Origin of the sequence: Rhizobium sp. NLR8a (assembly GCF_019685235.1) — a bacterium.
Classification (GTDB): Bacteria; Pseudomonadota; Alphaproteobacteria; order Rhizobiales; family Rhizobiaceae; genus Rhizobium.
The window spans coordinates 60,868-74,670 of record NZ_JABDWI010000003.1 but is presented as its reverse complement, the minus strand read 5'-3'; the positions used below and the strand labels follow the sequence as shown (position 1 = coordinate 74,670).

At 60.2% G+C, this 13,803-nt stretch carries 17 protein-coding genes; 12 read left to right on the top strand and 5 right to left on the bottom strand.

The window, feature by feature from the left end; genetic code table 11:
- Window positions 1-56 precede the first annotated feature (56 nt).
- The 6 genes from HJC04_RS06070 to HJC04_RS06045 all read left to right on the top strand — a co-directional run bounded on the left by HJC04_RS06070 (window position 57) and on the right by HJC04_RS06045 (window position 4,041).
- A complete protein-coding gene (locus HJC04_RS06070; protein WP_221145302.1) occupies window positions 57-503 on the top strand; it encodes a DUF1184 domain-containing protein in 447 nt (148 codons plus the stop codon).
- Between the two features lie 304 nt (window positions 504-807).
- Window positions 808-2,202, top strand: a complete 1,395-nt coding sequence (locus tag HJC04_RS06065; protein WP_221145300.1) for a selenium-binding family protein — start codon at window positions 808-810, stop codon at window positions 2,200-2,202.
- Between the two features lie 36 nt (window positions 2,203-2,238).
- Entirely contained in the window at window positions 2,239-2,865 is a 627-nt protein-coding gene (locus HJC04_RS06060; protein WP_221145299.1) for a hypothetical protein, read from the top strand.
- 460 nt (window positions 2,866-3,325) lie between these two features.
- Window positions 3,326-3,559, top strand: coding sequence for a DUF2171 domain-containing protein (locus HJC04_RS06055; protein ID WP_210630954.1), 234 nt, complete (start codon window positions 3,326-3,328; stop codon window positions 3,557-3,559).
- Window positions 3,560-3,609: 50 nt separating this feature from the next.
- Window positions 3,610-3,771 (top strand): DUF2945 domain-containing protein, encoded by a 162-nt coding sequence (locus HJC04_RS06050; protein WP_210630955.1) that lies wholly within the window; start codon window positions 3,610-3,612, stop codon window positions 3,769-3,771.
- A gap of 84 nt (window positions 3,772-3,855) precedes the next feature.
- Window positions 3,856-4,041: a DUF3008 family protein gene (locus tag HJC04_RS06045; protein ID WP_210630956.1), complete on the top strand. Its 186-nt coding sequence runs from the start codon at window positions 3,856-3,858 to the stop codon at window positions 4,039-4,041.
- Window positions 4,042-4,064: 23 nt separating this feature from the next.
- On the opposite strand, the gene HJC04_RS06040 is transcribed toward HJC04_RS06045, so the two are convergent.
- Window positions 4,065-4,784 carry an MgtC/SapB family protein gene (locus HJC04_RS06040; protein ID WP_221145297.1) on the bottom strand — a complete coding sequence of 240 codons (720 nt, stop codon included), beginning with the start codon at window positions 4,782-4,784 and terminating at the stop codon, window positions 4,065-4,067.
- Window positions 4,785-5,026: 242 nt separating this feature from the next.
- Between HJC04_RS06040 and greA the strand changes: the two genes are divergently transcribed.
- Complete coding sequence (gene greA, locus HJC04_RS06035; RefSeq protein WP_221145295.1) at window positions 5,027-5,509, top strand: transcription elongation factor GreA; 483 nt, start codon at window positions 5,027-5,029, stop codon at window positions 5,507-5,509.
- A gap of 137 nt (window positions 5,510-5,646) precedes the next feature.
- On the opposite strand, the gene HJC04_RS06030 is transcribed toward greA, so the two are convergent.
- The gene (locus HJC04_RS06030) at window positions 5,647-6,540 is read right to left on the bottom strand and encodes a LysR family transcriptional regulator ArgP (protein ID WP_221145292.1); all 894 of its coding nucleotides are present in this window, start codon (window positions 6,538-6,540) and stop codon (window positions 5,647-5,649) included.
- A gap of 100 nt (window positions 6,541-6,640) precedes the next feature.
- On the opposite strand from HJC04_RS06030, the gene HJC04_RS06025 reads away from it, so the two are divergent.
- Window positions 6,641-7,249 carry a LysE/ArgO family amino acid transporter gene (locus HJC04_RS06025; RefSeq protein WP_221145290.1) on the top strand — a complete coding sequence of 203 codons (609 nt, stop codon included), beginning with the start codon at window positions 6,641-6,643 and terminating at the stop codon, window positions 7,247-7,249.
- Between the two features lie 100 nt (window positions 7,250-7,349).
- Here the strand turns inward: HJC04_RS06025 and HJC04_RS06020 are convergent, their stop codons facing one another.
- Entirely contained in the window at window positions 7,350-7,562 is a 213-nt protein-coding gene (locus HJC04_RS06020; protein ID WP_210630961.1) for a hypothetical protein, read from the bottom strand.
- A 114-nt stretch (window positions 7,563-7,676) separates the two neighbouring features.
- Here HJC04_RS06020 and HJC04_RS06015 point away from each other — a divergent pair, with 114 nt between their 5' ends.
- Together HJC04_RS06015 and HJC04_RS06010 are read left to right on the top strand one after the other, a co-directional pair.
- Complete coding sequence (locus HJC04_RS06015) at window positions 7,677-8,576, top strand: LysR family transcriptional regulator (RefSeq protein WP_210630962.1); 900 nt, start codon at window positions 7,677-7,679, stop codon at window positions 8,574-8,576.
- Between the two features lie 99 nt (window positions 8,577-8,675).
- On the top strand, window positions 8,676-8,831 hold the full coding sequence (locus tag HJC04_RS06010; protein WP_011425752.1) for an entericidin A/B family lipoprotein: 156 nt from the start codon (window positions 8,676-8,678) through the stop codon (window positions 8,829-8,831).
- A 45-nt stretch (window positions 8,832-8,876) separates the two neighbouring features.
- Here HJC04_RS06010 and HJC04_RS06005 read toward each other — a convergent pair whose 3' ends face one another.
- A complete protein-coding gene (locus HJC04_RS06005) occupies window positions 8,877-9,224 on the bottom strand; it encodes a hypothetical protein (protein WP_210630963.1) in 348 nt (115 codons plus the stop codon).
- A 32-nt stretch (window positions 9,225-9,256) separates the two neighbouring features.
- Window positions 9,257-10,255 carry a glycine betaine ABC transporter substrate-binding protein gene (locus HJC04_RS06000; RefSeq protein WP_221145288.1) on the bottom strand — a complete coding sequence of 333 codons (999 nt, stop codon included), beginning with the start codon at window positions 10,253-10,255 and terminating at the stop codon, window positions 9,257-9,259.
- Between the two features lie 645 nt (window positions 10,256-10,900).
- Here HJC04_RS06000 and HJC04_RS05995 point away from each other — a divergent pair.
- Together HJC04_RS05995 and HJC04_RS05990 are read left to right on the top strand one after the other, a co-directional pair.
- On the top strand, window positions 10,901-12,355 hold the full coding sequence (locus HJC04_RS05995; protein WP_221145286.1) for a cobyric acid synthase: 1,455 nt from the start codon (window positions 10,901-10,903) through the stop codon (window positions 12,353-12,355).
- Window positions 12,356-12,620: 265 nt separating this feature from the next.
- Window positions 12,621-13,799, top strand: a complete 1,179-nt coding sequence (locus tag HJC04_RS05990; protein ID WP_405048789.1) for an adenylate/guanylate cyclase domain-containing protein — start codon at window positions 12,621-12,623, stop codon at window positions 13,797-13,799.
- The last annotated feature ends 4 nt before the right edge of the window (window positions 13,800-13,803 follow it).

Genomic DNA, 13,803 nt, shown 5'->3' with positions numbered 1-13,803 from the left:
ATAGCTTGGCATGGTGTCGTTACAGCCGTGCTAGCTTCCTTTGAGAGGACAAACTCTTGAGCGAATACCTATCTGCTCTGATGGGGCTCGCAGGCGTCGCGATCGGCAGCCTGACCTCCTTTGTTACCACTTGGACGACTCAGCGATCACAGGCCAGGGAAAAGCATCGCGACGCCGAGATGGCCAAGCGCGAAAAGCTTTTTTCCGATTTCATCGCTGAAGCCACACGGCTCTATGGTGACGCAATCAGCCACCAGAAGGACGACGTCTCCGATCTCGTCTTCTGTTACGCGTTAGTCGCCCAGATGCGGCTCTTTTCCACGCGCCCGGTTGTAGACGCGGCCGAGTTGGTGATGGAGAGGATTGTCGAGACTTATCTGGCTCCCAACCGCTCCCTCTCTGAGATCAAGGGTATGGCTAGATCAGGCGCATTGAACGTTCTACTCGAATTCGGCGAGGCGTGCCGGGTCGAGCCATCGGCAGATCGCCACTCTGGTGGATAGTTTCGCCGATGAGATCAGCTTGCGAGCATTTCCTTGCGCGGATTGCTCGCAACAGTCCGAATCCCTGTCGCGCGCTCTCCCCACCATACAGCGTATGAGGGAACGCTGTGACTGCGGCACGATCGGTTCGGGCCTGAGCGCGCTCGCTACGATCGTCGTGTATATCCAATTTTGGCGGTAAGGCGCTTCAAGCGTTCAATCGAAGAAATAAGGCCGATAGGCCGTATTTCCGACGCGTTTTTGCCGCATCAACAGAGCCTGCATCAGGATCCACGCATGGGGAATACCAGCAGGGAGAATGGAGATGGCGACGTGGCGACCCGATCCTTCCTTCTATCCATCACCGCGCATGGCGGCCAAGGCTCCAAAGGAAACGCTCGCCTATGTTGCAGCGTTCGACCCAGAGCGAAGGCGACCGGATGCAATCGCCGTCGTCGACGTCGACCCGGCGTCTTCAAGCTATTCGCGGATTGTCGGACAGGTCGAGATGCCGAACCTTGGCGACGAGCTTCACCATTTCGGCTGGAATGCCTGCTCGTCCTGTCTTTGCCCCAATGCGCCGCATCCGCATGTCGAGCGGCGGTATCTGGTGGTGCCGGGCTTGCGGTCCTCGCGTCTGCACATCATCGACACCAAGCCGGATCCGCGCAATCCGAAGATCATTCGCGTGATCGAGCCTTCGGAGATTGCCGAAAAGGCGAACTATTCCCGGTTGCACACGACCCACTGCGGACCCGAGGGAATTTACATCAATGCGCTCGCCGATCGCGACGGCAAGGCGCCAGGCGGCATCTTCCTCTTGGATCACCAGAGTTTCGACGTGCTCGGGCAGTGGGAAATGGATCGTGGGCCGCAGAAGCTTGCCTATGATTTCTGGTGGCATCTCGGTCATGATACGATGATCACCAGCGAATGGGGCACGCCGGATACATTCGAGAACGGGCTGGTTCCCGAGGTGTTGCTCGGCTCGAAATATGGCCGCCGATTGCATTTCTGGGATCTGCACAAGCGCAAGCACCTGCAAGAGATCGATTTCGGCGAGGAGCACCAGCTCGTCTTCGAGCTGCGCCCGGCTCATGATCCGACCAAGGCCTATGGTTTTGTCGGCTGTGTCATCAGCCTCAAGGACCTCTCGGCCTCGATCTGGACATGGTATCGCGATGGAGACCGGTGGGCTGTGAGGAAGGTGATCGAGATTCCGGCGGAGCCGGCGGACCCGGATTTGCTACCTCCCGTACTCAAGGGGTTCAGCGCCGTGGCGCCGCTCGTCACTGACATCGACCTGTCGATGGACGACCGTTTTCTCTACGTCTCGTGTTGGGGCACCGGCGATATGATCCAGTATGACGTTTCCGATCCCTTCGCGCCGAAAGAAACGGGCCGAGTGCGGATCGGCGGGATCGTTTCGCGTACCTCCCATCCGAAGGCTGTAAACGGAGCGCTGAACGGTGGGCCACAGATGGTGGAGATCAGCCGCGACGGCAAGCGGATCTATTTCACCAATTCGCTCTATGGCGCCATCGATCCGCAATTCTACCCTGACGGCATCGACGGATGGATGGTCAAACTCGATGTCGGCGACGGTGGCGGCATCGCCTTCGACGAGAACTTTTTCGTCGACTGGCCGAAGGGCCACCGCCCGCATCAGGTCCGCCTCGAAGGCGGCGACTGCTCGTCCGATTCCTATTGTTATCCATAGGGAGGAGGGGGCGACAGTGCGGTCTTCTCAGGGCGAATGACAACCGTCTGGCCATGGCTTTCGATTGTCGGTCTCGGTGCCTTTCACGGCATTAATCCGGCGATGGGCTGGCTCTTTGCGGTCGCCCTGGGACTTCACCGCCAGAGCCGCCGGATCGTCTGGTTGTCGCTTGCTCCAATTGCCGTGGGTCATGCCATCTCCGCCGCTCTCACACTGGTGGTGGTCGTCACATTCGGCGCGGTATTAGAGCCGCACCATTTCAGGCTCGTCGCGGCACTGCTCATTCTCAGCGTCGCTGCCTACGGCGTGCTTTACGGGCACCGCCCCCGGGTGAGGGTCGGCATGCGCGCCGGCATGGCAGGCCTTGGCCTCTGGTCCTTCCTGATGGCAACGAGCCACGGGGCGAGCTTGATGCTGGTTCCCGCGGTACTCAGCCTATGCGTGGCGGATCGAGCGGGAGATCTTGCGACCGCGAGTTCGCTGCCGATCGCGCTTGCCGCCGTTGCCGTACATGGCGCGGCAATGCTGGCCGTCGTCGCGCTGGTGGCGATCGCCGTCTTCGAATGGCTCGGCCTTGCGGCACTCCGCTCGGCATGGATCAACTTTGATCGCCTCTGGACCGTGGCGCTGAGCGCGACCGGCATCGTGCTTCTCGTCCAATGAACCTGTGCTGTGACCGCGGTCGTGGGCGGGGACGCGCCCAATCTTGCGCCTTCACGTCGCTGATGTAACCGCGGACATCGGTGGCCGGCTCGGTGTAGGCATCGCCGAGCGTCTTTGTCCATGTTTGGGACGCAGGATCTTGGCGTCGTCCTCCTGGGGTAAGGCCGAGAAGCAATTGTCGATCGTGCAATGAAGAGTGCCCCAGGTAGCCGCGGGAAAACGGTTAGCGCAGCGCTCAGCCTTGCCCCTCTCTCCAATGAGCCAAACTGAGCTGACATGCCGAACCACAGCCAACTGGAATTTTCCCGGCGCGATTTGCTATCTCGCCGGTCGCCGCACTCGTTGTCACGGGGGATGAAGCATTCAACTGCACCTTCGGTATGCGGCGACATGGCTTGGAACCAACTCCGTTCCCCATCGTTGCGACCAGGTAACTGCCAGTGACGCAAAGGAGGAAATGATGATTTCCGCAGACCAGATCCGTGAACATATGGAAGTTCTGACGGCTGACGGCACCCACGTCGGGACGGTGGATCATCTTGATGGTCCGACCCGCATCAAGTTGACGAAGTCCGACTCGGAGGACGGCAAACACCATCTGATCCCGATTGACTGGGTCGATCACGTCGATGCCCATGTCCACCTGTCGAAGAACGCCAGAGATGTCCGCAGCCAGTGGGCAACCATCAATTGAGGAGTGGCAGGCTGCGGCTCAGGTCGCAGCTTCCTCTCCAAGGAGCCGCCATGACGCGACAATTGCAGAAGGGCGACAAAGTGAGCTGGGATACCAGCCAGGGAAGCGCCGAGGACAGAGTGATCAGTAAACAGACCAGCCAGACGAAGATCAAGTGCCATATGGTGAAGGCGTCGGCGGAAAGCCCGCGATATATCGTTCGAGAGCGATAAATCGGGAAGTGCGCCGCTCACAAGTCTGAGGAACTCAGGAAACATTGATGTCGGCATGCCTCGTCTGGACGAGAGGAGATTGAAATGCCAGCCAAATCCAAGGCCCAGCAGAAGGCGGCGGGAGCCGCACTTTCAGCCAAACGCGGAGAGACGCCCAAGAAAGAACTCAAGGGTGCTTCGAAGCAGATGGAAAAAAGCATGAGCGAAAAACAGCTCGAGGAATTCGCATCGACCAAGACAAAGGGCAAACCCCAGCATGTTTCCAAATGATCGTGCGACAGCCTGCGAGTTCGTTACGTCGAAGTCGAATGCATGGAAAATCCTGCGACATGATAGGACTCTGAAACAGCATCGAAAATCGCGCGGGCGGAGGCGTCGCGGTTTTTGGACATCCATCGCAGTTCGAACGTGACGCCAGGGCGGCCCTCGCTGGTCTGTCCAAAAGAAACGAACAGCGCAACGCAACCTAGCGGTCCAAGCACCTCCGATAATTCCGGCAAGTCGGCTTCGGAGCTGTGAATGACGAGTGTTGCCTTCTGTTCGCAACGCAGCCACATATCCAGCTGCTTCATTGGCGACAAGACGATGAAGGCGACGGCGGTCGCCACCGTCCCGGTCAGGATCTGGCCACCGCCGAAGCAGAGACCGACGACGGTCATGAACCACATGGTAGCGGCCGTGGTGACGCCGGTCATCGTGTCGCCACGTCTCAGAATCGCGCCGCCGCCGATGAAGCCGACGCCCGTCAGCACGCCGAGGGGAAAGCGCAGGACGTCCATCTGCGTGAAATAACTAAAGGTTTTTCCGTAGGTCGATAGAAGGAGGTTTGCCTGGATCATCGCCAGGCAGGCGGCAAGAGCCACCAGGATAGTAGTCCTGAAGCCCGCCGGGTGACCGCCGCGCTCGCGATCGAGGCCAATCAGTCCGCCCGCGATCACCGTCAGTATGATCCGCAAGGCGATCTCCCACCAGCTTGGCGTCAGCGGCATCGCTTCCGTCAGGAATGAAGGCATGGTCTGATCCTGACTGTGTCGCCGCTCTTTCGCTGCTGGCCGGGCATTCGTTCCTCCTGCGCTACAGTGCATCCGGTTGAGATAAACGCGGTGTCGGCCCGGACGTTCCCGGGGCGCCTCTGGGCCGTAGACGTTTGCAACAGGGCAAGATTGGCGGTTTGTCGGCCATCGGTGTATGGTTTCTGACTGGGACCATCCACACTAACCATAAGAGCGCGTAGCGTCTAAAATGGAGTCATTGATTGGCTGTTGCCTTCACCAAGGAAGAGAGTTTCGAAACCGCTTCGGAAACCCTGTTGCCGGACCGGGCAATTTCGCCGCATCCGAACCTCGTCACGGAAGCCGGGTTGAAGGCTCTCGAACTGCGGTTTCAGCAGGCGCGCGCGGCCTATGATGCGACGAGCGCCATCGAAGACGTAAACGAACGGCGGCGCCAAGCTGCCAATCCTTTGCGTGATCTCCGATACTTATCGGCCAGACTTCGCACGGCCCAACTCATGCCTGACCCAACGTCAGCCGACGTGGTTGCCTTCGGCAGTACGGTCACTTTCAGCCGCGACGACGGACGCGTGCAGACCTATCGGCTCGTCGGCGAAGACGAAGCAGATCCCAAGGCCGGATCGATTTCCTACGTCTCTCCGGTGGCGCAGCTGCTGATGGGGAGGGCTGTCGGCGATGTGATGGAGACAAGCGGCCAGGAGCTGGAGATCATCGCCATCTCCTAGAGAAGCTCGTCAAAGCGAGCGGATCGGTACTAAGAATTTCGTCGAACATCGGCAGCCGCAGGGCCTACGTGTGATCGCTCCAATCGAAGAGTATCTCTGCCGCGGTGGAGCCTGAAGAAGAGGCATGCCTGACGGAATTAAAGACAGCGCTTCGCCACAGCGACGACTTCGCGCGTCAACTCCGCCAGGCGGTCGGCGGCGAGGCGGTTTATCTGCCAGTAGAGTGGGACGTCCAGCGGCGTGTCGGCAACAAGCTCGACCAGCCGTCCTGATGCGAAATGTTCGCGGGTGAGCTGGGTCGGATTCATTCCCCATCCCATGCCGGAAAGGGTGGCCTCGACGAAGCTTTGCGGCGAGGGCAGCCAATGTGTGGGGTAGTCCAGATCTTGGCCGAAAGTCTGCCTTACCCAGTTGCTCTGAAGCCTGTCCTTCTGGTTGAAGGTCAGGGCCGGAGCGTTGCGGATCGCCTCCGACGTCACGCCGTCCGGGAAGTGGCGGGCGACAAAATCGGGTGTCGCGGTGGCGTTGTAACGGAGAGTTCCAAGCGCGAAACGCCGGCATCCCCGGATCGGCTTCTCCAGGCTGGTGACGGCTGCGATCACCCGTCCTCGCTGCAGCCATTCGGCGGTGTGATCCTGGTCGTCGACGGCGACATTCAACAGATAGGACGAGGTTTTGGAGAAATTCGACATGGCCTCCACGAACCATGTGCCGAGGCTGTCGGCGTTGGTCGCGATCTGAAGCGTGACCCTTTGGCGTGGCTCGTCGGGATCGACAAGAGCCGGCAGCTGCCCGAAAAGCTCGGCCTCGAGCATGCCGACATTCTCGATGTGGCGACAGAGCCATTCACCCTTTTCGGTTGCGGTACAGGGGGTGCCTCTGGCGATCAGGATGACGCCGAGGCGTTCTTCGAGCTGCTTGACCCGCTGCGAGACCGCCGAAGGTGTCACGTTCAACAGGGTCGCCGCCCTTTCGAAGCTGCCGGTCTGGGCGACGGTTGCAACGGCGCGAAGAGCGGGATAGTCGAGCATGGATTAATTTCTCTTAATTGGGATAAGGCAGATTAATTAGACTAAGCCAATTTCAGGCGATACCGCAACTTCATCGAAGCTGAGACGTGTTGCTGAAACGATGAATTTTTCGATTTATGTTACAGGCCTGATGATGGGCCTCAGCCTGATCGTGGCGATCGGCGCGCAGAACGCCTTCATCCTTCGCCAGGGCCTGCGCCATGAACATGTCTTCGCCGTCTGCCTCACCTGCGCCTTATCCGACGCCGCACTGATCATGCTCGGCGTCACCAGCCTCCAGCAGATCGTCGGCTTCGTGCCCCGGCTCGATCCGGTCATGCGCTACGGGGGAGCCGCGTTTCTGGCCTGGTACGGAGCCAAGAGCCTCTATTCCGCCTTACGGTCGTCCGCTGTGCTGACAGCGGCGGAAGCCGAAACGACAAGCTTTTGCCGTACGCTTGCGACCTGCCTCGCGCTGACCTGGCTCAATCCGCATGTCTACCTCGACACGGTGGTGCTGCTCGGTACGATATCGACGCGCTATCCGGGGCAGCAGGCTTCGTTTGCCGCAGGCGCCGTGACCGGCTCCTTCCTGTTTTTCTTTGCGCTCGGATATGGCGCAATGTGGCTGCGGCCAATCTTCTCCAGGCCAGCCTCCTGGCGGATGCTCGAGACGCTCGTCGCGGCGACGATGTGGATTATAGCTTTCAAGCTGATAGGTGGGATATGAGCCGATCGCCGTGAGGCCATCGGCCCGGGCCCGTGTTGCCGAGTTCGACGGCAATGTCGTCCGAAGACCTGAATGTCCTGATCCCATCCAGAGATCGGCATTATGCACGCGATTCCACGATCCTCAGAACCCGCTTCGGTCGAGCGACCGAGTTGAGGGGCGGCAATTCCATTTCACGCTGGCAATCAGCCAGCAGGTGCGACGGAAATCGCTTCAACTCCCGCAGCGCATGTTCGTGGTTCGCATCCCTGCGCCGATGCGACTTGAATGCTGAAAGGGCTTGTAGGATATTCCAGGTGCTTGATTGCGCCATGTCGAGCCTCCTTTGCTGCGTTAGTTGGCGACACGCTGACTATGGGGAGCGATTGACATTCAATCAAACAAAATGATATGCGGTTAAAGATCAGAAAAATTGAAAGATGCGACGATGAGCCTTCCCTTTCGCCGTCCCATTCCTTTGCTTGACAACGATGTGCTGCGTACCTTCGTCGCCATCGCCGAGACGGGCAATTTTTCCACTGCCGCCGAAGCGGTGTTCCGCACGCCGTCAGCAGTGTCGATGCAGATCAAGAAGCTCGAGGAACAGCTCGGCGCGACCCTGTTTTTGCGCGACGCCCGCTCGGTGACGCTGACACGCCACGGCGAGATGCTGCTTTCCTACGCCCGCAACATCCTCGCCCTGTCGAACGAGGCGGTGTCGCGCTTCATCATGCCGGAACTCACCGGTGTCGTCAGGCTCGGCGCGCCTGAAGATATCGGCGAGCGGCTGCTGCCGAGGATCCTCAAGAGTTTTGCCGAAAGCTATCCCGGCATCATGGTCGACGTGACGATCGACATGAGCGTCGGGCTGAAGAAGCGCATGGAGGAGCAGCGGCTCGACCTGGCGCTGATCAACTGCGCGACCCGGCCGTTTCCGACCGGTGGCGAAGTGGTGTTTCGCGAGCGGCTGGTCTGGGCCGGCGCAAGGTGCGGTTCGGCGCATCGGCGCGATCCCCTGCCGATTTCGATCTGGGAGGATGGCTGCATCTGGCGCCAGGAAGCGCTATCGCAGCTCGAACGCAACAAGCGGCCGTATCGTGTCGCCTATCTCAGCGGCCACACGATGGCGCAACGCGCCGCCGTGCTTTCCGATCTCGCCATCGCGCCGCTGCCGCTCTCCTATGTCAGCGAGGACATGTCGATCCTCGGGCTGCAGGAAGGGCTGCCGGAGCTCGGCTCCTTCGATATCCGGCTGCTGACCGCCTCGCAGATGTCTGGACCGATCGAGACGGTGGCCGACAGCATCCGCAGTGCTTTCGCCGAGAGAGCGAAGGCGGTCGCCGCCTGAGGACGTCTTTCTCCCGCTGAACCTTTTGTTCCTTTGTGCGTTATCGGCGCGGATGGCACGAGTGCCGTTCGGGGTTGATTTCAAACAAGGATATTCGAAATGACGACAACGGCCAAAATTGCCGCAGCCTTCATGGTTCTTCTTGCTCTTTCCTCCTGCGGCAACACGATCCGCGGCATGGGGAAAGATACGGCGAACGCCGTCAACGCCACCCAGGACGCCGGTCGCTCGGTCGACAGGGCTGCGAGGAAGTAATCGGCCGGCAGCTTTGCCGGACTGAACGGACCATCCGCGGCCGGATCAAGGCACCGGAGGATATGCCTTTTCGAGGCCGCCGGATCGGCTGAGACCGGTCCGGAAGGCTTGGTAGGCGGGATGCTGGCTCGAGCGAGCGGTTTCCATCAGTCGTATCTGCAGGCGATCCGGCGCCTGGGTCCCGAGCCATGATCCAAGGTTTTCAAGCTTCAGCGAGTTCAGGAAATGCGACTTCGCCGCAAGGTCGAGATGGCGCCGCAGGCCGTCGAGCAGGTTGTCGTCCTGGGCGGCATTTTCCATGAGCAAAGCCAGATATGATTTATCCGCTTCCGACAGCGCGGCGAGCTTTTCCGCAACGGTATCGCGGTCGGGAAAGGGAACATTGCCTGTCATTCGAATCGTCCGGTCGTAGGTGCCATCTGCCGTTATAGGCTCGCTTTGACTTTTTCGGCTACATCGGCGGGCACCCATTTCACCCACAAGTTCTCGTAATTGCGCAGGAAATAAATAGCGGCATCCTCATTGCTTTCGCGATTTTCATCCTGCCAGGCGAGCACCTGGTTGATCGTCTCATTGTCCCATTTGCGGGTCTTGAGATAGGTCGTGACAGGTCCGGCGCGGCTGGCGAAAGACCTGGTCATCAGCGTGAAGGCGCGCGAGACCGGATAGGAATTGAGCTCAGGCCTGATGCAGCCGGCAACCGCAGTGCAGCGATCCCATTCGGCCTTGTTGTGACTGACGCCGAAGCTCAGCCGCGTCATGTCGTACTTGCCGAGGATGGCGGTCGGCGCCCAGTAATAACCGAGCCAGCCGATCTTATTGTCGAAAGCCCGGGCGATCGAGGCATCGAGCCGCTGGGGACTGCCGGTCTCGACAAGTTCGAAGCCCTTTTTGTCGGCGGCCAGGGCCTTGAAGAGGTTGGTGGTCGATATCTGGCAGCTCCAGTCGGCGGGACAGTTGTAAACCGCGCCTTTCGACGGATCATCCTCGGCAGGAAAGAGCTCGGGGTGCTTCAGCGCGTCCTCGACCGAGCGAATATCGGGATTGGCGTCGGCAATGAATTTTGGGATAAACCAACCCTCGACCGCGCCATCGGCGAGTATCTCGGCGCCCTGCACCAGCCGGCCGGTATTGACGGCCTGATCGAGCAGAGCCCTGACGGAGTTGATCCAGTATTCCGATGCGATATCGGGGGTGCCTTTCTCATTCATCGAGGCGAAGGTCGGAAGGGTGTCGCCGTCGACGATGGTGACGGAACAGCCGTAGCCGTTTTCCAGGATAAACTTGTCGAAGTTTGCGGCAATGCCGGCCGAGGCCCATTTCATCTCGGCGATCGATACTTTGCCGCATTCGGCGGCTTCGGCCGGCACGATCGCGCTCAGAAGAGCCGCGGCAAAGACGGCCGAAATCAAATGCGTCTTCATCGTCTTCCCCGAATTCTTCTTAGACAACGTGCTGCCGGGATTCACCTGGGGCGATCCCGCAACAGGCGTTTCCCGTTCACGGGCGCCGTCCCACCGGCTCCGGCAACTCGTCGCAGACCATGTTTAGCAATGGCTTATTTTGTCGAAGCCTACGCGTTCGCTCGGAGAAATCAACCGTCTTCTGCTCGTGGTTGCGGAACTAAATTATTGAATTCGAAGAATATAGTTCGCAGCTAATATTTCCCCAGATCGAAAATTGACGCCGTCTGGGAACGCCGGCGCAGTGGCGGCGGAAATTCCGCCGTGCAGATCAAAAAAAGTCAAAATTAACATTTGCGTAAGCCTTCAATAACTCTCCGGTAAGAATGTGCCGTTATCAGTTGGGATGTAGCGGCAACGACCGCTGCTTCTCCGGTTCAGGTAGTGCGTACCGGAGAAAGCGAGCTTCGCCGTGTAGGGGCGAAGACGCCTGAGTTTTCGGCAAACCGCGCAGAGCCAAGGCCATGCGCGGTTTTCGCGCTTTCGCGAGAATATCCGAAGTCTTGACCCGGGATCGGCGGCCATTGTAGGCCTCCGGCTAGTGCATCGGCCCGAAAATCTGAATCGATTTTCGGAAGCGCGGTGCCCTAGGGAAAGGCGGCCGCCATGGCAAGAGCGATCATGCTGCAGGGAACCGGCTCGGATGTCGGCAAGACGGTGTTGGTGGCGGGTCTCTGTCGGCTGGCGGCCAATGCCGGGCTCACCGTGCGGCCATTCAAGCCGCAGAATATGTCGAACAACGCGGCGGTCGCCGATGATGGAGGCGAGATCGGCCGGGCGCAATGGCTGCAGTCGCTCGCCGCCCGCACGCCGTCCTCGGTGCATATGAACCCGGTGCTGCTCAAGCCGCAATCGGAAAGCGGCAGCCAGATCATCGTGCAGGGCAGGGTGTTCGGGCAGGCGAAGGGGCGGGATTATCAGCGGCTGAAGCCGCAACTGCTCGGCGCCGTGCTCGAAAGCTTCGAAAAGGTGTCTGCCGGCGCCGATCTCGTCGTCGTCGAGGGTGCCGGCTCGCCGGCAGAAATCAATCTCAGAGCCGGCGACATCGCCAATATGGGCTTTGCGACGAAAGCGGGCGTGCCCGTCGTGCTCGTCGGCGATATTGATCGCGGCGGCGTCATCGCCTCGCTGGTCGGTACGCAGGCGATCCTCGATGAGGGCGATAGAGCGATGATCGCGGGCTATCTCATCAACAAGTTCCGCGGCGACGTCTCGCTCTTCGACGACGGCATCCGCGCCATCGAATGTTTCACCGGTTGGCCCTGCTTCGGCGTCGTGCCGTGGCTGCAGGCTGCCGCGCGCCTGCCAGCCGAGGATTCCGTCGTCCTCGAGCGACTGGCGAGGGGCGGTGCCGGGGCGCTGAAGATTGCCGTGCCGATGCTGCCGCGCATTGCCAATTTCGATGATCTCGATCCGCTGAAGGCGGAGGCGGATGTCGAGTTGGTATTCGTGCGCTCAGGCGAGCGGCTGCCTGCCGATGCGAGCCTCGTCATTCTTCCGGGCTCGAAATCGACGATAGCGGACCTCGCCGATCTCAGAATTCAAGGCTGGGACCGCGATCTTGCGGCGCATGTCCGGCGCGGCGGCCGGGTGATCGGCATCTGCGGCGGCTACCAGATGCTCGGACGCACGGTCCGCGATCCGCTGGGAATCGAGGGCGGAACCTGCGAGGCGCCGGGGCTGGCGCTGCTCGACGTCGAGACCGAGATGGCGTCGGAGAAGACCGTGCGCAACAGCCAGGCCCGCTCGACCGAATATGACGTGCCGCTTGCCGGCTACCAGATCCATCTCGGCGTCACCGGCGGCCCGGATTGTATCAGGCCTTCGGCGATCATCGACGGTGCGCCCGACGGGGCGCTTTCGGCCGACGGCCGGATCATGGGCACCTACCTGCACGGGCTCTTCGGCAGTGACGCCTACCGCACCCGACTGCTGGAAAGCTTTGGATTATCGGGCGGGCGGACGAATTATCGTCAAGGCGTGGAGCAGGCGCTCGATGAGATCGCCGGGGAATTGCAACGTTGCCTCGACCCACACTGGCTGGCCGGGCTGATTGATTAGCCGCCACCCATCAAGGCCGCGCCTGCGGTTTCGCGTCTCAGGTGCGGCGCTTTGAAGAAGGTCGCGCAAGGAGCCATTTGAGAGTACCGGATTTCGCTGCCAATCAGAAAGGCCGAGAGAGGCCCGCTCGAAAACACGTTGGCCGGAGGTCGGAGTCTCAGGGGATAGGCGCATCTTCGGTCGTGCTGCATTACTTAATTCGCTCAAGAGTAGAATCGCGATGCGAAGCAGGCTAATAAAAGGTTGTTGATCCTCACGCGGAGGCTTGGAAATTAAAGATCATATCCAGTGGGTTATAGAGCAGGGAATCACCAGCGAGCATATCGGTGATCTCGTCGCCGGCCTGTGTGAACGGCTGATTGCGGACGGGTTTCCGATCTGGCGGGCAAGCATCCGCATGCCGTCCCTGCATCCGATGTATCGCGGCGTCGCGGCCAATTTCATGCGGGGCGGTGAGACTGTTCTCGAGAATGCGGAGCACGGCAGCGAGACCGAGCGCAACTTCGAGAAGACGCCGATATTCTATCTTCTGAACCGCGGTGAGAAGACGGGGCGGTGGAACCTGGCGAAAGGCGAGGGTCTCCACTATGGCGAGCTCCACGAATTTGCGCTTGCCGGTGGCACGGACCATGTGGTCAATCTTTTCGAGTTCCCGAAGGAAGTCGCGCTGCGCGGGCTCGGTTTCTCTCTGACGAGCGATTCTCCGGGCGGATTTTCAGATGATCAACTGGCGATTATCGATGAGCTTTTCCCAGCGCTGGGGCTTGCCGCTTACCGTGTCGCGGTTTCCAAGACCGCGACCGATATCCTCGCCGTCTATACCGGCGCCAGGACGAGCGCGCGCATCCTTGCCGGTGAAACCCGCAGGGGAATGGGCGGCTCCATCGATGCTGCCATCCTGCTTGCCGACCTCCGCAACTTCACGGCGCTGACCGAGGCCTATCAGCCGGGGGAGATCGTCGGCTTTCTCAACGAGCACTTCGAACTGATCGACCGGCACGTCGAGGAAAATTCCGGCGAGATCCTCAAGTTCATGGGCGATAGCGTGTTGGCAATCTTTCCGACGGACGCCGAGGATCCGCAAAGGGCTTGCAAGGCCGCATTGGCTTCGGCGCAGAACCTGCTGAGGGCAAACGAGGAGCTCAATCGCGAACGGACGCTGGATGGTGGCCCCGATATCGGTATTGATGTCGTCTTGCATCTCGGCGAGGTTTTTTACGGAAATGTCGGCGCCCAGGGCCGGCTGGACTTCACCGTGATCGGCAGGGCCGTCAACGAGGCGTCGCGGCTTGAAAAGCTGTGCGGAACGCTTGAGCAGCCCCTGCTGCTGTCAGAAAGCTTCGCAGCGACCTGCGCCGTGCCCTGCGACTATCTCGGCGCTTTCGATCTGCGCGGCGTTTCGAAGAGAGCCGACGTTTACAGGCTTGCCCGCGCCGCTTCTTAGGCTC